The 22,123-nt window shown below is 42.7% G+C and carries 11 protein-coding genes; 9 read left to right on the top strand and 2 right to left on the bottom strand.

The features are described from left to right. Positions 1-244: 244 nt before the first annotated feature. On the bottom strand, positions 245-469 hold the full coding sequence (locus tag V7K53_RS27260) for a hypothetical protein (RefSeq protein WP_335200624.1): 225 nt from the start codon (positions 467-469) through the stop codon (positions 245-247). A gap of 103 nt (positions 470-572) precedes the next feature. Here V7K53_RS27260 and V7K53_RS27255 point away from each other — a divergent pair, with 103 nt between their 5' ends. From V7K53_RS27255 to V7K53_RS27215, 9 genes are all read left to right on the top strand, one after another. Beyond that, a complete protein-coding gene (locus V7K53_RS27255) occupies positions 573-710 on the top strand; it encodes a hypothetical protein (RefSeq protein ID WP_335200623.1) in 138 nt (45 codons plus the stop codon). Positions 711-914: 204 nt separating this feature from the next. Beyond that, complete coding sequence (locus V7K53_RS27250; RefSeq protein WP_335200622.1) at positions 915-2,780, top strand: ABC transporter ATP-binding protein; 1,866 nt, start codon at positions 915-917, stop codon at positions 2,778-2,780. A gap of 117 nt (positions 2,781-2,897) precedes the next feature. Next, complete coding sequence (locus V7K53_RS27245) at positions 2,898-3,320, top strand: IS630 family transposase (RefSeq protein ID WP_442940517.1); 423 nt, start codon at positions 2,898-2,900, stop codon at positions 3,318-3,320. Between the two features lie 995 nt (positions 3,321-4,315). After that, a complete protein-coding gene (infC, locus tag V7K53_RS27240; RefSeq protein ID WP_099103961.1) occupies positions 4,316-4,849 on the top strand; it encodes a translation initiation factor IF-3 in 534 nt (177 codons plus the stop codon). Between the two features lie 341 nt (positions 4,850-5,190). After that, on the top strand, positions 5,191-8,196 hold the full coding sequence (locus V7K53_RS27235) for an MFS transporter (protein ID WP_335200620.1): 3,006 nt from the start codon (positions 5,191-5,193) through the stop codon (positions 8,194-8,196). Between the two features lie 114 nt (positions 8,197-8,310). Next, on the top strand, positions 8,311-8,988 hold the full coding sequence (locus V7K53_RS27230; protein WP_335200619.1) for a potassium channel family protein: 678 nt from the start codon (positions 8,311-8,313) through the stop codon (positions 8,986-8,988). 69 nt (positions 8,989-9,057) lie between these two features. After that, positions 9,058-9,591 carry a DUF3124 domain-containing protein gene (locus tag V7K53_RS27225; protein ID WP_335200618.1) on the top strand — a complete coding sequence of 178 codons (534 nt, stop codon included), beginning with the start codon at positions 9,058-9,060 and terminating at the stop codon, positions 9,589-9,591. Between the two features lie 171 nt (positions 9,592-9,762). Then, the gene (locus V7K53_RS27220) at positions 9,763-15,219 is read left to right on the top strand and encodes a trifunctional serine/threonine-protein kinase/ATP-binding protein/sensor histidine kinase (protein WP_335200617.1); all 5,457 of its coding nucleotides are present in this window, start codon (positions 9,763-9,765) and stop codon (positions 15,217-15,219) included. Between the two features lie 306 nt (positions 15,220-15,525). Further along, positions 15,526-20,358, top strand: a complete 4,833-nt coding sequence (locus tag V7K53_RS27215; protein WP_335200616.1) for a non-ribosomal peptide synthetase — start codon at positions 15,526-15,528, stop codon at positions 20,356-20,358. Between the two features lie 47 nt (positions 20,359-20,405). Here V7K53_RS27215 and V7K53_RS27210 read toward each other — a convergent pair whose 3' ends face one another. Then, entirely contained in the window at positions 20,406-21,959 is a 1,554-nt protein-coding gene (locus V7K53_RS27210; protein WP_335200660.1) for a cation:proton antiporter, read from the bottom strand. Positions 21,960-22,123: the final 164 nt, after the last annotated feature.

Genomic DNA, 22,123 nt, shown 5'->3' with positions numbered 1-22,123 from the left:
GCTACCAATATCAATCAATAAAATAACCATTTCTAACAACTTATCATCCTCAGAGAAATTAAAGATAATTCTACAATCATAAGCAACAGAATAAGACCACAAAAGAGCTAAATTTCCTGTTCACTTATGAGACTTCAAAGACGGTGTAAAGGGAGCATCTGCCAAAAGCCTTAATACATTAACAATTTGATTTTTTAATTGCGGGTTTTTCTTTGTAATCTTCCTAAAAGAGCGCTTAAATCCACTACTCCAGACAACTTCCATCATCTCCGAGTAAATCAGCGATCAAATCATCAACGCTTCCTTTCTTTGCTGTACCATCCTTAAAAGCCTGCATTACTTCCTGAGCATTAGCCAAAATTTCAACCCGCCGATTCTCAATTCGTTGCTGGCGAAGAAACTCAAATAAATACTCTCGATCTTCTGTGGGCAAACTTTCAATAGAATTAATAATTTCTTGTAAAGTCATCTATAGAACCTCCTAATCAAGTAAATCCTACCTTTACTAACTCTATTTTAATCTCTATTTCCATTGCCTCGGCTTCTTACATTTGGTCAATTTTGGCAAAAATATGATGTGGCACAGCGGCGGCAAATATTTTTGGAGGACAGAAGCAGCGATTAGCGATCGCTCCTTAACCAATTTACGGATTTGCTCTCCTGGCTGTTTTGTTCGTGGTGGCAACTTTCTGTGCTTATGCTGTTTGTAAAAACTGGAACTCTCAAAAGCGAAGATAGCAAGAGCCGATCGCAATTTGCAGAGATCGCAAGCAGTTCTACATCGCAAATGCGTGTATATTGTGGAAGTATGTGAGAAACCGCCAATGAGTGTAAAAACCAAATTTACTTACATATACATCGAAACTATTGTTAAAATCCAAATAATTTTAAGTTAATATTCATACCTAACTCTTATGAGAGAAACTGTCCTAGAGATTCGCAATCTCCAAGTTGAATTTCCCGGTGATGGCAATGTCGTCAGAGCTTTGGATGGTATTTCCTTTGGGCTGAATCGAGGTGAAACTCTAGGAATAGTAGGAGAATCGGGAAGCGGTAAGTCGGTGACAGCCCTAGCTGTGATGGGTTTGTTGCAGACTCCCGGTATAGTTACTGGCGGTGAAATTTGGTTTCGTCCGCAGGAGAATGGCAACCCCATCGATTTGGTAAAATTGCCTCCTGAGCAAATGCAGCTACATCGGGGTGGCGATATTGCCATGATTTTTCAAGAACCGATGAGTTCGCTCAATCCAGTTTATAACATTGGGTTTCAGCTAACAGAAGCGATTGTGCGACATCAAAATGTGTCAGCAGCCCAAGCACGCCAAATTGCGATCGCAGGTCTGCAAGAGGTTAAACTTCTACCTAGCGATGAGGAGATCCAACAGCAGTATACCGAAACTTCATCGAAACTAGAACCATCAAAGTTGTCACAGTTGGTTAAAGAACACAAAGAAGCCATGCTGGAACGCTACCCCCATGAACTTTCTGGGGGTCAGTTGCAACGAGTAATGATTGCAATGGCCATTTCTTGTAACCCATTAATTTTAATTGCCGATGAACCAACCACAGCCTTGGATGTGACGGTGCAAGCCACAATTTTGGACTTGTTACGAGAATTGCAGCAAAGTCGTGACATGGCAATGATTTTCATCACCCACGACTTGGGGCTAATTTCAGAAATTGCCGATCGAGTAGCGGTGATGTATAAAGGCAAAGTTGTCGAATCTGGTACTTCTCGGCAAATTTTTAGCACTCCCCAGCATCCATATACTAAAGGTTTGATAGCTTGTCGCCCCACACTCAACCGTCGTCCCCAAAAATTACTCACCGTTTCTGACTACATGAGTGCAGAAGAGACAGCGACGGGACAAGTAGTAATTCAAGCGAAAGAACCTGCACAACCCATAGAAGTCACCACCGAAGAGATTGCGGCAAGATTGGCAAACTTTAATGAAAAGGAACCTTTGCTGCAAATCCGCAACCTGAAAGTTGGTTTTCCAGTGCGCGGGGTGTTTGGTGGTACAAAACGCTACAATATGGCAGTTAATGGCATTTCCTTTGATGTCAAACCAGGGGAAACACTAGGTTTGGTAGGAGAATCTGGTTGCGGTAAAACCACCCTTGGCAGAACCTTGCTGCGATTAATTGAGCCGATGAGTGGTCAGATTATCTTTGAGAAACAAGATATTACTAGCCTCAAAGGAGAAGCGTTGCAAAAACTGCGGCGAGAAATGCAAATAGTCTTTCAAAACCCTTTCAGTTCCCTCGACCCCCGGATGAAGGTTGGTGATGCGGTGATGGAACCATTGTTAATTCACGCTGTTGGCAAAAGCAAGCAACAACGACGCCAGCGAGTAGTCGAACTCTTAGAACGAGTGGGGTTGAGTGCAGATGCGATTAACCGCTATCCTCATCAGTTTTCTGGCGGTCAACGCCAACGGATTTGCATAGCCCGTTCTTTGGCATTGAATCCTAAGTTTATCATCTGCGATGAATCAGTTTCAGCGCTGGATGTTTCTGTACAGGCGCAGGTATTAAATCTTCTTAAAGAGTTACAGTCAGACTTTCAGCTGACCTATATTTTTATTTCTCACGATTTAAGTGTAGTGAAATTTATGAGCGATCGCATTTTAGTGATGAATCGCGGTCAAATTGTTGAAGAAGGTACAGCCGAAAGCATTTACCAAGAACCCAAAGAAGAATACACGCAAAAATTAATTGCTGCGATTCCTACTGGTAGTGCTGAACGGGTGCGAAGTCGTCATTTGAAGGCTTTATAGTTAAAACGGCGGTTATAAATCGCATCTACAGGAGACTTTACCCACCTCCGTGGGTTTCAAACACTCAATTTTTCTTTAGAGCTGATTCGTAAAAAACTTCCTCTAGCATTCAAATTTTTGCAGGAGGAATTTGGAGAGGGGAAAAAATTGAGGTATTTGTGCCAGGATGAAACACGTTTAGGATTAAAGACAATTGCAGGACGTTTAATTACGGCTAGAGGAGTTAAACCCACAGGTTTAACTCAATGGCAACGTGAAAACTTTTATTTATACGGAGTTGTAGAACCCCTAAGTGGATACAGCTTTTTCTATGAGTTCCCCTACCTCAATGGTCATTGTTTTCAAAACTTTTTAGAGTTGCTATCTGTTGACCTTGCTAATGATATCGCAGTTATCCAATTCGACCAAGGATCTTTTCACAAAGCGAAAGCTCTCGATTATCCAGATAACATTATCCCGATTTTTCAACCTCCCCACTCTCCTGAACTCAACCTAATTGAGCGGTTTTGGGAATTTCTCAAATCTAAACTCCAAGCTTGAAAATTGTAAAAACCTCACACAACTACAGCACAAGTTAACTGATGTTCTCAAAGAAATTACACCTGAAATGATTGCCTCTCTCACTTCTTACGACTTTATCCTTGAAGCTTTATTTAGCGCAGCTTCATAAAGAATTGGTATAAGTTTGACTAAATGCCAAGATTAACACCAGAACAGTTAAACGAGATTGCCAAGGCATTGAATTGTTCAGCTGGTGAGCTTTGAGAATCTGAACCAGATGATAGTAATGGCAAGGAATTTTCTATTGTAGATATAGAGTGAGTGCGATCCAATACTGCTCGGTTAAGTATTTTTAACTCGGCATTGGGTTTGGGGAAAAGGTTAAAGGGTAAAGGGTAAAGGTTTTTTCTTTCCCCTTTCCCCTTTACCCTTTTCCCCTTAACCGACAAGTATTGGAGTGCGATCGCGCTTTATCTTCTCAGCTAAAAGCTCAATTGCCTGACACAGATGAGTACTTATACTTATGTGGCAGTTTCCAACTTTATTATTTGCAGCGAAGGTCAGATAGAAGACAAATTGGATTAGAGTTTCCAACTTTATTTTTTCAAGCCTGTTCGGTATCAAATGGAAAATTAGGGCTTTTAGCCACTCTGAGTATCCAACTATATTCTCGTTGTACAAGTTACCAAACTACAAATCAGTCCATCACACAACACCTTGAAAGGGCTACTCCTGATGATGTTGCTCAATGCGGTCGCCTATGGTGGGCGGTTACGCCATCGCAAAAAGTCTTGCTAAATAATTGTAATAATATTTAATATGAGTCTAGGTTGTGTAATTTAGATTAACTATTGCAGAGAAATTCTCTCAGACTGAGTAAAATGACAAATACAACGAGGCAACTATTTTATAGATTAGTTACCCTAGAACTGGAGACTATGTTTTCAGTCCTGAGTTACTTCTGTATTTTGCCTCTGAGGCATACCAATTTAGACTACACCAAATCCTTCATTTAAGAGCTCCCACTAATCATAATGGCTGTGATTGAGAAGAAAAGAACTCGCGATCTGCCCCAAATTAACGAACGAATTCGCTTCCCGAAAATTCGGGTCATTGACACTGACGGTGCCCAACTGGGAATTATGCCCCCACTGGAAGCACTACAACTAGCAGAAGAAAAAGAGCTAGATTTGGTGCTAATCAGCGATAAAGCTGACCCGCCGGTTTGTCGGATTATGGATTACGGGAAATACAAGTTTGAACAGGAAAAAAAGGCGCGGGAAGCCCGGAAAAAGCAGCACACGGCTGATGTCAAAGAAGTTAAGATGCGCTACAAAATAGAAGAACACGACTACAACGTGCGTGTTAAGCAAGCAGAGCGCTTTTTGAAAGATGGCGATAAAGTCAAAGCAACTGTGATGTTCCGGGGTCGAGAAATTCAACACAGCGACCTAGCAGAAGATTTGCTCAAGCGAATGGCAACGGATTTGGAGCCTTTTGGTGAGCTTCAACAAGCGCCTAAAAAAGAAGGACGAAACATGATGATGCTCATTTCGCCTAAAAAATAATTCTCTAACTGTTTAATAGACCAAGTTTGAAAATCCCCTGGCTAGAAGTCGGGGGATTTTTTCATCTTTCATTTGGATGCAATAGACGGTTTGAGCGCACAGTTAGCTATGTACTCCTACGAAAGCGTTTAAATTTATCTAAAATCGATAGTCCTGAACGCTGAGTGGGAAACATAATACTCAGTTGCTCAGGACTTTTGCTATTTCCAGGGCATGGAGGGACAAGGAGATATATTTCTTTCCCCTCTGCCCCCGTTCGGCTACGCTCACGGCAAGCTTGCACCCTGCTCCCCTGCCTCCGCTTCCCATTGCGCGGTGATACTACCAGAAAATAAAACTGCATGGAACTGAAAAATCACTGGTTGGCTGCAAATAAAGTTGCTTTACCACGACTACTACAGTGGGTGAATCTCCGGCCAGAGGAGAGCGAACGAACCCAGATAATGTTTCTTTTTTACACAATTGTCTGTGTAGGATTGCGGTGGGCAGAAGACAGTACGGTGGCGCTGTTTTTGGATGAATATGGAACGCACCTGCTGCCGTGGATGTATATTGCTAGTGCGGTGATGAGTGCCGGACTGGTTTTTTTATACTCTTGGCTGCAAAAGATTTTTCCCTTACGTCGGGTAATTGTGGCGATCGCACCTTGCATGTTGATGCCATTAGTTTTATTAGTTGTATTACGTTGGGGATATCATTTTTCCTACCTGGCAGTGATTTCGGCATTTCTGCTGCGGCTGTGGGTAGATGCACTTTATGTGGTCAATGACCTCAACACTTCCATTGTCGCCAACCAAATATTTAATATTCGGGAGATTAAACGGACTTACCCACTCGTGAGTAGTGGTCTTTTAGTAGCAGATGTGATCAGTGGCTTTAGTTTGCCTTGGCTAGTGCAATACACCACGTTGAATAAGATCATCCTCATCGCCTGTATCGTGATTTTATTAGGATCGGCGATTCTATTCTATTTAACTCATCACTATCGAGCAGCTTTCCCTGAAACCCCACAAAGACTAGTTCCTGAACAACAAGCTTCACGAGAGCGTTTCATTAAAAGTCCGCTAAAGCGGTACGTCTGGCAGTTGTTTGCTTTTGTGGGACTGTTGCAAGTTATTGGGTTGTTAATAGATTTTCAGTATCTGCGCGAACTCCAATCCAATTTGAGCGACCGAGAACTTGCAAGCTTTTTGGGTCTGTTTGGTGGGATGTTGGGACTGTGTGAGTTGTTGTTGCAGTGGTTTTTTTCCAGCCGACTCATCGAACGGATGGGGGTATTTTTCACTGCAACACTTTTACCAATCACCGTCGGCTTTTCACTCCCAGGAGTGCTGATATTACTGCATTTAATTCCAGCCATGCAATCGCAAAGCTTTTTCTGGGGTTTGATAATTGTCAAATTCTTTGATGAACTTCTGCGCTACACCTTTGTGATGAGTAGCGGTCCCATCCTGTACCAACCGATTCCAGAGGGAATTCGCAGCCGGATGCAGACTTTATCTGGTGGAACCGCCGAAGCGATCGCCACAGGTTTGACAGGAGCGCTAATTTTTGTAACTATCTTGTTTTGTGGACGGTTTGTACCCGAACCACTACAAAAATGGGTGTTGGTAGCAGAAACCATGCTGATAACTGGCACTTGTTTAACAGTAGTTTGGGAATTGCGATCGCGCTATGTGGAACTGTTAGTCTTGAGTGTGGCGCGGGGTCACTTGAGCGCAACCAATGTCGGCTTACGATTTTTCAAACAAGGTGTAGTCAAAGCTTTAGCAGAAAAAGGCAGTGAGGCTGATAAACGCTCTTGCATTGAACTTTTAGCCCAAATTGACTCCCAAGGCGCGGCAGAAGTTTTAGCCCCGCTACTAGTGAAGTTAACCCCAGATTTGCAGCGCCAAAGTTTGGAAGTGATGCTGATGGGAGGTGTAAATCCGGTTTATTTAGCCGCCATCCGTCCTTTGTTAGAAGAATCTCAAGAAACAAACCCCGAAGTTTTTGCTTTAGCACTACGCTACGTTTGGCTGGCTGAACCAAACCCTAATTTAAGTCTTTTAGAAGGATATTTACACCCGCGCCAAAACTCACTCATCCGCGCTACCGCCGCTGCTTTAGTCTTACGCCAGGGAACGCCTATGCAAAAGGTAGCAGCTACTCAAACCATGCGCCGGATGCTAACTCATAAGCAAGAACGGGAACGGGTGAATGGAGTCAGAGCGCTGAGAGAAGCAGTTTATTTGCAGGCATTGCGGATTCATATCCCGAATTTATTACAAGATGAGTCATTACGGGTGCGCTGTGCCGTATTAGAAATGATTTCAGCCACCCATTTAGAAGAGTACTATTCGGCACTAATTGCAGCACTTTATTACAAATCAACCCGCAGCACAGCCATGTCAGCCCTAGTGCGGCTAGAAAATGAAGCTTTAGAAATGCTGTTGCGGTTGGCTACCAATATTTACAAACCAGAAGTAGTGCGGATGTATGCTTGGCGTACCATTGCTCAAGTCGGTACTCAGCAAGCATTAGAGACTTTATGGGAAAACTTGGAAATATCCTGGGGTACTACTAGGGATCATATTCTCCGCAGCTTACTAAAAATCCACAAACAACCAGGAATTAAAGGTTTAGTAGATCGATTTTATGAAAGTCGGGTAGAAAATTTAATTAAGCAGGAATTAAAATTTTTAGGTGAAATTTACGCTGCATATATTGATTTCCAAACACTAGACCAAAAAGAAAATCATCAATCCAATCAAAGGATTGTAATTGTCTCTGAATTATTGCAACGCGCCCTTCTAGAATTGGAATTGGATGTGAAAGAGCGGCTGCTACTATTACTGAAACTGCTTTACTCGCCAGAAAAGATGCAGGCAGCATCCTTCAATCTGCGATCGCTTTCAGTGGTAAACTTAGCGCGGGGCTTAGAAATCTTAGAGCATACCGTAACTTTGTCTTCAAAATCTTTATTGCTGAATATTTTAGATAACCGACCACAGGCAGAAAAATTGCAATATCTTGTCGAAGCCAAGATCGTAGAATATGAGAATATGATAGTTAGCGATCGCCTCCACAGATTGCTGATGTTGGGTAATTTCCTTTCTGACTGGTGTCTAGCTTGCTGCTTTCATTATGCTCAAGTGACACGCATCCGACTAACCAGTTCTGAGATATTAGTGAGTTTGCGTCATCCCACCGGCTTTGTCAGAGAAGCTGCGATCGCATATTTAAATATGGTTTCATATCGCGTTCTTCTGCAAATTCTCCCCCAGTTACAAAAAGATCCACATCCTTTGGTGTCCGCTCAAGTTAAAGAGTTGCTCGAAAAATACCAATTCAAAAATTACAATTAAAAAACCTCCAATCGCTGTAGAAGTAGAATTAATACCCAATAACTAATGACAAATGACGAATGACTATTTGTTAACCTGTAAACTGAAGTAAAAATTCAAAAAATATCAGGAATCATGTACGTACTCATCGGTGGAGCAGGCTTAGTCGGCTTAAGTTTAGCGCAAAAACTGGTAGAACTAGGACATACTGTTGCTGTAATTGACATTGACCCTATCGCTTGCCGCTACGCCCGCGAACAAGTAGGAGCAATGGCTTTTGAAGGCAGTGCTGTGAGTACAGAAGTATTGTTAGAAGCGGGGATTCGCAAAGCCGGTTCCTTGGCAGCAGTCCTCAGAAGTGATGCCTTAAACTTAGCAATGGTAACTCTTGCAAAACACTACGGCGTCACCCATATTTTGAGTCGGATGCGCCACCCCGATTTTGCCGAACCACTGCGGATAGCTGGAGCTAACCATATTATCAGTACTGTTGAACTATCAGTTTCAACAATGGTGAATGCCATTGAGTATCCACAAGTAGAATCAATGATGCATTTTGAGCAGGGACAGATTGAGGTTCTGAAACTTTCCATCCCCAACAATTGCTATGTTGCCGGTCGTAGCGTTGCCGAAATTGCTCAGGATTCTCAATTTCCTACTGGTTCGCTAATTATTGGCTATCAATCTCATCCCCACGAAGATTTGATGATTCCTAACGGCAGTACAATACTGGAACCTCATTCAACTGTGCTGATTGTGACTAAACCAAGATGCTTACATCAAGTCATTGATTTTATTGAACAAAAATGTTGAGCGCGGTTCCTACCTAAACTGTTTATTAGGTAGGGTTAGCTACACATATAAAAAAATTGGTGAGTTTTGATGAAGCTGTATAGATATATTTATTTAGCGATCGCTGTTATTATTCTTGCATCTTGTGAATCAACACCCAAGTCACAACCCAATGCCATTCCAGCAACCCCATTGCAAAAAACAGTGACGCTGGATCAGAATTTTAAGATAGCCAGCGGTCAAACTCTATATGTTCCGGTCTACTCTCATATCTATCATCACAATCGCCAAGAGATTTTTGAGTTAGCAGCTACGCTTAGTATTCGGAATACAGATTTGACCAATCCGATTATTATTACTTCTGTGCGCTACTACAACTCAGAAGGAAAACTAATTAAGCAGTATTTGGAGCGCCCTATTCAACTTGATGCGCTGGCTTCTACAGATTTTTTTATCAATAGAAATGATACCAGTGGAGGTTTAGGCGCAAACTTTATTGTCGAGTGGGTAGCCCAAACAGAAATATCCGAACCGATAGTGGAAGCAGTCATGATTGGCACTGACTTTCAACAAGGAATTTCTTTTATCAGTCCTGGTAGGGTAATTAAAAAAGTTAAGTCCTAAATTAAAGGCAGTAAGAAGGAAGCATTTACGTAAGGATTCAAGTCTAATATTTAGGAAGCAGAGACAGGCGAGACAGATAATTATGTATACAAGTTACGGAATGTTTAGTCTGCTAAATTCTTGGGAAATATTAGCTTTGTAACCTTCTTCTAGACATTTTAACTTGACACTATGACATTGGCAGCAATCCCCTACTCAAATTCATTGCCGCACATCCCTGGTTATGCCATTGTTGAGCAACTCTATGGAGGTTCTCAGACAAGAGTTTATCGAGCAGTGCAGAAGTCAAGTCAGCGTCCAGTGGTGATTAAACTATTACAGCAAGACTACCCTACCTTTAGCGAATTATTACAGTTTCGTAACCAGTATACAATTACCAAAAATCTCAACATTTCTGGCATCGCCCACCCCTACAGCCTAGAAGCCTACGGTAACAGCTATGCCTTGGTGATGGAAGACTTTGGCGGCATTTCCCTACGAGATTATACCCAAAATTATTCGCTGTCGTTACAGGAAATCTTAGAAATAGCCAGACAAATTGCCGATATTCTCCATGATATCTGCCAGCATCGAGTCATCCACAAAGATATTAAACCTGCCAACATTCTGATTCATCCAGAATCGCAACAAGTCAAGCTGATTGACTTCAGTATTGCCTCTCTCCTCCCCCGCGAAACCCAGGAAATCCAAAATCTCAATGTGTTGGAAGGAACCCTTGCCTATCTTTCCCCAGAGCAAACCGGACGAATGAATCGCGGCATTGATTACCGCAGTGATTTCTATGCTTTCGGGGTGACATTGTACGAACTTTTGACTGGACAATTACCCTTTGAGTCCAATGACCCGATGGAGTTATTGCACTGTCATTTAGCCAAGCTCCCACTCGCTCCACACAGCATTAATCCAGAAATTCCCGCGATCGTCTCAGAGATAGTATTGAAGTTGATGGCGAAAAATGCCGAAGATCGGTATCAGAGCGCCTTGGGTTTGAAGCATGACTTAGAATGCTGTCTCGATCAATGGAAAGCAACGAGTAGAATAGAAACCTTTGTCCTGGGACAACGCGATGTGTGCGATCGCTTCATTATCCCCGAAAAACTCTATGGGCGAGAAACAGAAGTTGCAACCTTGCTCAAAGCTTTTGAGCGCGTCGCTAATGGCAGTTCAGAAATGATGCTAGTAGCAGGATTTTCGGGGATTGGTAAAACTGCGGCGATCAATGAAGTCCATAAACCGATTGTCAGACAACGCGGTTACTTCATCAAAGGCAAATACGATCAGTTGCAGCGTAATATTCCCTTCAGTGCCTTTATGCAAGCCTTTCGCGATCTGATGGGACAATTGCTGAGTGAGAGTAATGTCCAATTGGCGGCATGGAAAGCGAAAATTTTGGCGGCTGTGGGTGAAAACGGACAAGCGATCGTTGATGTGATTCCTGAACTAGAGCGAATTATCGGTCAACAGCCGCCACTCCCAGAACTATCTGGCAGTGCTGTCCAAAATCGTTTCAATTTGCTCTTTCAGAAATTTATCCAGGTTTTCACCACCCCTGAGCATCCGCTGGTGATGTTTCTAGATGACTTGCAATGGGCAGATTCAGCTTCTTTGAACTTACTGCAATTATTGATGAGTGAAGCCAGTTCTGGATATTTACTCATTCTGGGTGCGTATCGAGATAATGAAGTTTTTCCGACTCATCCCTTGATACTGACGCTGGAGCAGATTCAGCAAGCCCAAGCTACCGTCAATACGATTACCCTGGAACCCTTGGTAGAAATAACGGTGAATCAGTTGGTGGCAGATACCTTAAGTTGTCCCAAGGAACTGGCTCAACCCCTGACACAATTGATATATCAGAAAACCCAAGGGAATCCATTTTTTACAACCCAGTTTCTCAAAGCACTGCACGAGGAAGGTTGGATTCAGTTCCAGCCAGAACTGGGTTACTGGCAATGTGACTTGGCTTCGGTGCGGCAGTTGGCATTGACCGATGGAGTGGTAGAGTTCATGGCATTGCAGTTGCAGAAACTTCCGGTGGACACACAAGAGGTTTTGAAACTGGCGGCTTGTATTGGCAACCAATTTGATTTGAAGACCTTGGCAAGGATCTCTGAAACATCACTTGTTGATATGGCGACCAACCTATGGACGGTGTTACAAGAAGGGCTGATTCTCCCCATTAGTGAAACCTACAAGTTCTTCCAATCAAATAACTCAGACAACATCGATCGCGGTGGTGAGATTGTCGTTTCTTATAAATTCTTGCACGATCGCGTCCAACAAGCTGCCTACAGTCTGATTCCAGAAGATCAAAAACAGTCTACCCACTTCAAAATCGGGCAACAACTGTGGGCAAATACGCCTGAAGCAGAACGGGAAGGGAAAATTTTTGAAATTGTCAATCAATTAAATTACGGTCTGAGATTGACGACTCAAAAAACTTCTCCCGGATTGTTGAATGCACAAAATGGTGACGAAATCTCTAGGCTGCAAGAATTGGATCTAGCTCAACGCCATGAACTGGCTCAACTGAACCTGCAAGCAGGACAAAAAGCTAAGGCTGCAACCGCCTATGAAACCGCAAGTAAATACTTCACAGCAGGGCTGGCAGCGCTCCCAGAAAACGGTTGGGAAAATAGTTACGACCTGACCCTTGCCCTTTATACAGAAGCAGCTGAAATTGAGTACCTGACTGCCCATTTCGAGCAGGCAGAACAGCTTTCAGGAATTGTTCTTCAGCACGCCCAGGATTTGCTGGAAAAGGTGAAGATGTATGAAATCAAAATCTATTTCTACATTGCTCAAAATCAAATGCTGGCAGCAATCGACATCTGTCTACAAGTGCTGGAGTTTTTGGGTGAACCGCTGTTTAAAGAACCCCCACAGGAGTTAGCGATCGAGGATTTAATGAACCTGCCAGAGATGCTCGATCCGCACAAGTTGGCAGCCATGCGAATTGCGATCGCAATGGTCACTCCCAGCCTGAATGCTAAACCAGATTTGTTACCACCGATTGCTTACACACTAGTGAACCTATCGATTCAATTTGGTAACTCGTCATTTTCGGCATTTGGCTACACCTTTTATGGTCTGGTTTTATGTGGTAGCCCAACCGGAATTGAAAGAGGCTATCGGTTTGGACAATTAGGATTAAAATTGCTGGAGCGCTTCAATGACAGGAAATTATATGCAAAAGTAATTAACATTTTTGATGTGTTTGTGCGGCACTGGCGGGAACCCGCTCGTAAAACGATCGCTCCCCTACGTGAAGCTATTCAGGTTGGATTAGAAATGGGTGATGTAGAGTATGCCTGCTACAACGCCGCCTCCTACTGTAACTATCTTTTCTTCGTCGGTGAAACACTGGAGCAGGTGAATCTGCAACAGCAAAAATACATCGATCTGTTGTTGAAATTCAAACAAGAGTATCAAATTTACTTCGGGCAGATTTGTCGTCAGCTCGTGTTGAATTTGATGGGAGCAGCAGAAGATTCCCTAATACTCGTTGGGGAAAGTTTCGACGAGCGAAAAATACTGCCGATTTTTATTGAAACTCAAAACGGAACTCTTCTGTTCCTGCTCCATCTGGCAAAGACCATTCTTCTGTTCATCTTTATGGACTATGAGCAGGCACTCATCCATGCTAAAGAAGCCGAAAAATATCGGGGAAACATGGTTGGCTTCTTGCAGTTTGCGGAACATAATTTCTACTACTCCCTCGCACTCCTGGCTACCTGTTCAAATGGCAATGAGGCAGAGCAACAATGGGCACTAGAAAAAGTTGCAGAAAACCAGAAATTGATGAGTCAGTGGGCGTTCCACGCTCCCGCCAATCATCAACACAAATACGATTTAGTCGAAGCAGAGCGGGCAAAAATTTTGGGTCATTTAGATGCAATGACCTACTATGACAAAGCCATTCAGGGGGCAAAAGAAAACGGCTATATCCAAGAAGAAGCACTCAGCAATGAGCTAGCTGCCAAATTCTACCTTGCTTGGGGTAAAGAGAAGGTGGCCGCAGACTATATCCAAGAAGCCTACTACTGCTACGCCCATTGGGGTGCAAAGGCGAAAGTCGCCCATTTAGAAGAACAATATCCGCAACTACTAACAGCCATTCTCCAATCGCCTAATCTTGCCATCACATCTACGGCAACCATCCCCTTAACTTTGATGAGAAGTGTAACTAAAAGCTCTAGCAACCAAAATTTATACTTAGATTTGCAAGCGGTAATGAAAGCCGCACAAGCCATATCTCAAGAAATTGAATTAGAGAAACTGTTGGCGACCTTGATGCAGATCGCGATCGCCAATGCTGGCGCCCAAATCGGTCATTTAGTTCTTTGCCAAGAGGAACAATGGTTAGTTGTAGCTCAAGCCGATCGAGAACTGGTAAAAACCTTAGAAATTCCCCTGGAACAATACCCAGAAATTCCCCAAAGTTTGATTTATGCAGTCGCAAGAACTCAAGAGACGGCTGTGTTTGAAAACTTGAGTACAGCAGTGCAATTTGCTAGCGATCGCTACATTATCACTCACCAACCCAAATCTGTTTTATGTACTCCCATTAGTCGCCAAGGTAAACTCAGCGGTATTTTGTACTTAGAGAACAACTTAACTTTAGGCGCTTTTACCAGCGATCGCATCGAGATTCTCCAACTCCTAACTAGTCAAGCCGCCATCTCTGTGGAAAATGCCCGTCTGTATCAACAAACCGAAAACTATTCTTACACCCTAGAAGCAGAGGTAGAACACAAAACCCAAGCTCTCAACCAAAAAGCCCAAGATTTAGAGCAGACCTTGAAAAAATTGCAGCAAACTCAAGGACAATTAATTCATAGCGAGAAAATGTCATCCCTCGGTCAATTGGTAGCTGGTATTGCTCACGAAATTAACAATCCAGTGAATTTTATCAAGGGTAATCTCATCCATACGGAAAATTATCTTGCAGACATGATGAGTTTGCTGATGCTTTATCAGCAGGAATATCCCCAACCTAATGCAGCTATTCAAGCGATGAAGGAGGAAATTGAGCTTGATTTTATGTTTGAGGATGCCAATCAAACCTTAGAATCTATGAAGGTTGGTAGCGATCGCATCAGCAAAATTGTCCAGAGTTTACGCAACTTTGTTCGCTTAGATGAAGCCGAAATCAAAGCTGTAGATTTACACAGTGGTATTGAAAGCACGCTGTTAATTTTGCAACATCGCTTACAAGCTTCTGAAAATCAACCCGAAGTGCGCGTCATTAAGGAGTATGGCGATCTACCTCTGGTGACTTGCTATCCTAGTCAGTTGAATCAAGTCTTCCTGAATATTATTAACAATGCCATTGATGCGATTCGAGATAATGCCCAAAGCAGCGAACATCCAGAAATTCGGATTCGTACTGGAGTGATAGATCGTCAATGGTTACGAATTGCGATCGCTAATACAGATAGTACGATTCCTGTAAGTCTGCATGAGCGGATTTTTGAACCATTTTTCACTACAAAACCCGTTGGTCGTGGTCAAGGTTTGGGGTTATTTGTTAGCTACTCTATTATCCAACAACATTGCGGTACTTTAACTGTGCGTTCTCAGCCCACTGAGGGAACTGAATTTGAGATTGTTCTCCCTATCTATTAGACTTCTTGCAGAAGTCGGGAAAAGGGTAAGGGGGAAGGGGGAAAGGTTTTGTATTTTCCCCTTCCCCCTTTAACATGAGTCCCTTTTCCCTAAGAGTGCAAAAATATATTTTTGCAAGAGGTCTAATGAAAATGTCTTTTCCTCCTGCCTTATTTTCAAGACAGGTCTATTGAACAATTCATTCTTACGAAATGCCTACTCTGCTTTCATTCCTCTAAACTCATACCAAGTAGAAACTTTTCATTGTGACTAGCCAATTTAGGTATTTGTGAATAAAGTAGTGCTATCAAAAACCACTATTTTGTCATGAAAAATTCTACTGAAAGTTCTCAACAAGACCTCAGTCTACCCAAGATAGAAGTAGACCAGCTGCTTCTGGAATGGCATCAAAATCCAGCAGTTTATGTAAATGATATATGCATCCATCAGTTGTTTGAATATCAAGTAGAAAAAACACCTGAGCAAATTGCGGTCATTTTTGAAGACAAACAAGTTTCTTATCAAGAACTTAACCAGCGAGCTAATCAACTAGCGCACTATATACAGACCTTAAATGTCAAACCAGAGGTTCTAGTTGGCATTTGCCTGGAGCGATCGCTAGAAATGATTGTTGGACTATTAGCCATCCTCAAAGCAGGCGGAGCTTATGTCCCCTTAGATCCAGCCTATCCCTCAGAACGCTTAGCTTTAATGCTAGAGGACTCACAGTTATCGATACTGCTGACACAACAAAATTTACTTTCAAAGCTTCCAGAGCATCAGGCCCATATAGTTTGTCTAGATAGCGATAAAGAGGCAATTACTCAACAAAGTCAGGAGAATTTAACCTGTCTAGTGACAGATAAAAACCTGTCTTATGTAATTTACACCTCCGGTTCGACTGGTAAACCGAAAGGGGTAGCTATTGAACATCACAGCACAGTCGCTCTGTTGCATTGGGCCAGAGAAGTTTTTACAACAGAGGATCTAGCTGGAGTACTGGCCGCAACATCTATTTGCTTCGATCTCTCAGTTTTTGAAATATTTGTTCCCCTCAGTTTGGGTGGTAAGGTGATTTTGGCAGAAAATGCCTTGTATTTACCTACCTTACCTGCCGCTCAAGAAGTCACTCTAATCAATACAGTGCCATCTGCGATCGCAGAGTTACTGAGAATTCAAGGTATACCCGCTTCTGTTCGCATCGTTAACTTAGCAGGTGAACCTCTGCAAAATCGTTTGGTGCAGCAGATATATACGTTGGACAATATTCAAAAAGTCTTTAATTTATACGGACCTACGGAAGATACAACCTATTCCACATTTGCCTTGGTGAAGAAAGGTGACAGCATTGTAACCATTGGTCGTGCGATCGCCAACACATACTGTCTTCTGTTGGACGAACAAATGCAGATAGTACCCACAGGTGCGTCTGGAGAACTATACATTGGCGGCGAGGGACTAGCCAGAGGCTATCTCAACCGTCCAGAACTGACAAATCAGCGATTTATCCCCAGCCCATTTATTACTGAGCCTGGTGGAGACACCAAGCAAATGGTTAACAAACAACGCCTCTACAAAACAGGCGATTTAGCTCGTTACTTACCAGACGGCAACATTGAGTATATTGGGCGCATTGACCAACAAGTAAAGATTCGCGGCTTCCGTATTGAGCTAGGAGAAATTGAAACTGCACTGTGGCAACATCCTGATGTGCAAGAAGTTGTAGTGATTGCTAAAGAATTTTCCCCTGGCGACCAACGCCTAGTAGCTTACATAGTTATCAAGCCAGAATCATCAGATACGAATGTTGGTAATTTACGCCGTTTTCTCAAACAGAAATTGCCCGACTACGCGATCCCTTCTCGCTTTGTGCAATTGAGTGCTTTACCTTTAACAGCTAACGGAAAAGTCGATCGTAAGGCGCTTCCAGCACCCGTTCAAACTTTGAATGCAAATGAGAAGTTTGTCGCTCCTCGCACTCCTATTGAGGAACGAGTAGCAGAAATTTGGTCTAATGTATTGGGTCTAAAAAACATTGGCGTCCATGACAATTTCTTAGCGTTGGGAGGACATTCCTTACTAGCCTTTCAGATCCTCTGCCGTATCCGCGATATCTTTCAAGTTGAGCTACCAATGCGGCATTTCTTTGAAGCGCCCACCATCTCTGAAATAGCTGACAGCATTAGACAAGCACAACAGGAAGACATAGGATGTTCTGTGCCAATACAATCCATTGGGCGCGATGGCGATTTACCACTTTCCTTTGGGCAAGAACGGTTGTGGTTTCTTGACCAGTTAGTACCCAATCATGCTTTTTACAATATTCCCGAAGCCTTTCGCCTCAAAGGTGTACTCAACGCCACAATATTAGAACAGAGTTTGAATGAAATTATCAACCGCCATAAAATCCTCCGAACTACCTATTCCAGTTTGAACGGACAACCCATACAGGTTATCCACTCAACTTTTCCCATCAAACTCTTAGTGGTGAACCTCCAAGGGCTGTCTCCAGACGATCGGGAATCTCAAGTCCGCCAGCTCATCCTTGAAGAAGCCCAACGTCCTTTCGATTTAGTTCAAGGGCCATTGCTGCGAACAACATTGCTGCAATTGAGTTCAGAGGAACATATATTCCTCCTCAACCTACACCATATTCTTTGTGATGATTGGTCTTTAAGTGTTTTGTTCGAGGAACTGTCAACTCTGTATCAAGCTTTTTCCACTGGCAACCCCTCTCCTCTTCCTGACTTAGCTATTCAGTATGCTGACTTTGCAGCTTGGCAACGCCAGTCGCTGCAAGGTGAAATTTTAAATAATAAGCTTGCTTATTGGCAGCAACATTTGAGTGGTAGTCTACCCATATTAGAATTGCCCACCGATTATCCACGACCATTAGAGCCAACATATCAGGGGGCGCGTCAATCGGTTGTTATCCCCAAATCCCTAACAGATGCCCTCAATGTTCTCTCGCGCCAAGAGAGTACTACCTTGTTTATGACCTTGTTGGCAACATTTCAGACACTCCTATTTCGCTACACAGGGCAAGAAGACATTTTAGTAGGTGCTCCGATTAGCAACCGCCACCGTTCTGAATTAGAAGGACTAATTGGGTTTTTGCTCAATACTTTGGTATTGCGAACCAACTTGTCCGGCTCCCCAAGTTTCCGACAGTTGTTAGGCCGAGTGCGGGAAGTAGCTTTATCGGGTTATACTCACCAAGATTTACCGTTTGAGAAGCTAGTTAATGCTCTACAGATTGAGCGGGACTTGAACCAGAATCCACTGATTTCAGTGATGTTTCATCTTCAGAATACCCCAAGACCTAAGCTGACTGTTCCCGGATTGACAATGAACCGTCTGGAAATTGATAACGGGACATCCAAGTTCGATTTATATCTCGAACTGTGTGAGACAGCAGCAGGGATATCGGGCAACTTGGAATATAATACTGACCTATTTAAAGCTGAGACGATCGCTCTGATGGTGGAAAATTTTTCTACTCTATTACAGAGTATTGTCTTTAACCCAGACCAGACAATTTCCAACTTACCTCTGTTAACATTCCCTGGCGATCGGCAAACTAAGCGAGTATACAACGGCAATATAGATATTCGCAGTCTACCAGAGCCTGAAATAGGTAGAAGCGATTTGGAAGCAGCATTTGTCGCACCTCGTACTTTGATTGAGTCACAAATGGCTGAAATTTGGAGCAGAGTTCTAGCGATCGCAGAAGTTGGGATTCGCGATAATTTCTTTGAGCTTGGCGGTAATTCTCTGCTAGCATCTCAGTTGATTTTTTTTGTGAGAGAAACCTTTCAAGTAGATTTACCTCTAAAAAGCTTGTTTGAAAAATCCACTATAGAAGCGCTGGCTCAGGTAATAGAGACAGTGCGTCGAGATGGCGCTTCTGCTTTAACCAGTGCGATCGATCTAAAATCTGAGGTAGTACTCGATCCCGCGATCGATGCTCAAGGAAGACCTGTTGCTAAGATCGATGAATTGCGTCATGTTTTTCTTACAGGAGCTACAGGCTTTTTGGGGGCTTTTTTACTTGATGAATTGCTACATCAAACTCAAGCAAAAATATACTGCCTAGTGCGCTCTCCGAACGAGCATGAAGGATTAAAAAAGATTCAACAAAACTTAGAAAAATATTCCCTTCATCACCCAAACTTTAGCTCTCATGTGATTGCAATTCCGGGAGACTTAGAACAGCCATACTTGGGTCTTCCTAACAAACAGTTTGAAAAACTGGCTCTGCAAATTGATGCTATTTATCACAGTGCTGCCCAAGTCAATTTTGCTAAACCATACTCTGTAATCAAAGAATCCAATGTTCTTGGAACTCAAGAAGTTCTCAGATTAGCTTGTATGGGCAAAATTAAACCAATGCATTACATTTCTACTATTGCTGTTTTTGGTGCAATCAGCCATTTTACAGGACAAAAAGTAGTTTATGAAGATGATAACATCGAGTCTTGTAAAGACTATGTTGCTCTGGATCTTGGCTATGCTCAAACCAAATGGGTAGCTGAAAATCTTGTATGGGTTGCCAAGTCTAGGGGAATACCTGTTAGCATTTACAGAACAGGATTTCTCATGGGACATAGCAGTACAGCTATTGCTCATACAAAAGATGCTTTTGTGCCGAGAATTATTAAAGGATGCATACAGCTTGGTAGTTATCCAGAACTCATAGATCAAAAAGAAGAATTGATTCCTGTGGATTACGCCAGCAGAGCAATTGTCCATTTATCCAAAAAACAAGAATCTCTAGGAAGGGCTTTCCATATAGTACCGCCACCAGACCAAAATATTGGAATCATGGAGCTTTTTGAATTTATTTGTTCTTATGGTTATCAACTCAAGAAGTTACCATATACTCAGTGGAAAGATGAGCTAATTGCAAATTTCAGGCACTCTCAGGAAAATGTTTTACATCCGCTTTTACCGATGATGTCTGAAAAAGTCTATCAAAATTCTTTGACAATCATGGAGTTATATCAAAACACAGTTGATTATGACTATCAGAATACCCTCAATGGATTGGCAGATTCTGCAATTGTTTGTCCACCAATGGATGCTAAACTCCTAGAGAAATACTTATCATATTTCGTCAATAGTGGTTTCTTAAATTCACCACCTTTAAAACAGGAGTAAATGTTCACGCTATAATTGCCCAAGGATGCCCCATATCCAACAACTACTTAATCATCTTCTAATTTCAGTAATTGTTCATCAAGAGTTTGTATCCGCCCGCGCACAATTTCTTCTGAGAGAATTCGCTTTCGCATTGCCTCATTGAGCGCTCCTTTTTCTGCCAGCAGTAAACGTCGGCGAATAGCTTCAAGTTTACTGCTCTTGCCACTTCTACCTTCCACCTCATCAGGGCGACGATTATATAGTTCCCGCAGTGTTTTTTCTGCACCGGCAATTCGTACCTGATAAGCTGAACGCATCTCCTCATAAACGGCTTTTGGTAATACCCCTGATTTTAACAGGCTATCTAATTCATCTTGTGCCGCCTTACCCGTCATCAGCTGGGCTTGCAACTCTTCAACCTGTTGTTGAACTTCAGAAAATTTAGATAATTTTAAGCGTTTTACCACCCAAGGCAAACTTAAACCCTGTCCCACTAACGACACCAGCACACAGCCGAAGACTATAGCTATCAAAACTTCTCGCCCTGGCAGTGTTGTAGGTAAACTCAATGCCAGAGCCATTGAGAGTGAACCTTTAATGTTGCCTAAAAACAGTAAATGTTGCCAGCGCAGCGGAATTGGGCGGTCAATCCAACGAATCCCTGCTAGTAACGGATACACCGTAAGAACTCGCCCGATTTGATAAGCCAAAACTGCAAGTAGAATTGCAGGTAAAGTTTTCCAGAGCGTTATCAAATTTATTTCTACACCAATCAACAGAAAAATAAAGGTGTTGACAGTAAAACTGGCATATTCCCAGAAACTCAACAAGGTAATGCGGCTAGAAGCAGAAGTATTGCGAGAAAGCCCAAAATTCCCGAAAATCAATCCAGCGACAACTACGGCCACAGGGCCTGATACACCAAGAAATTGCCCAACCTGAAAAGTTCCTAATGCAACTGCAACTGTCAGCAAAAGACTGCTCAGAGCATCATCTAAACGGGCGAATACAGGTATACTCAAGTAGCCCAAGACTAACCCTATAACGCAGCCTCCTAGAGAGATAAATAGCAGTTGTTGGATTCCCTCTACAAATGTGAGTGAGCCTGTTGAATATACTTGCACAATCAGGTTGAAGGAAACCAGAGCAGCGGCATCATTGAATAGGGTTTCCCCTTCAACGATAGTGGAAAGCCGGGAGGGCACTGGTATATCCTTAAATACAGCAATCATGGAAACAGTATCAGTGTTTGCCAGAATTACTCCGACAAATAATGCAGGTATCCAACTCAGTCCCAAGACAAATTTCAACAGGACGGCAATAATCGCACTGGAAATCACAGCCCCTGGCCCAGCTAGTAGGGCAATTGGTTTAAAGGTGCTGCGTAGGCGGCTGACATCTGTATTAATACCAGCTTCAAAGATCAGAATTGGCAAGAAAAGATTCAAAACAAGGGTTGGATTTAAACCAATCCGACGAGACAATAACTCAGTAATTGGCAAACCTGCTAATACTAAACCCGTAACATAAGGAATTCCCAACCGCCGGGATAGCAAAGCTACTCCTGTAGCCAGAACCAAGAGAATAATTGAAACTTTGACTAATTCGGTAACATCCACTATTGCGTTTTGGAGAGTTAGTTTGACTTGACTGATAGATTCTCTCTTCATTCATGCCAAATTAGCAAGTTTAACGTGAGTTCGACGGATAGAAAACGGCGAAAAGCTTGCTAGATATGAAAAATGAGAAACTAGACAGGTGTTGCGATCGCTAAAATTGATTG

Source organism: Nostoc sp. (genome assembly GCF_036917355.1).
In the GTDB taxonomy this organism is placed as follows: domain Bacteria; phylum Cyanobacteriota; class Cyanobacteriia; order Cyanobacteriales; family Nostocaceae; genus Nostoc.
This window is presented reverse-complemented; position numbering and strand designations above follow the sequence as displayed.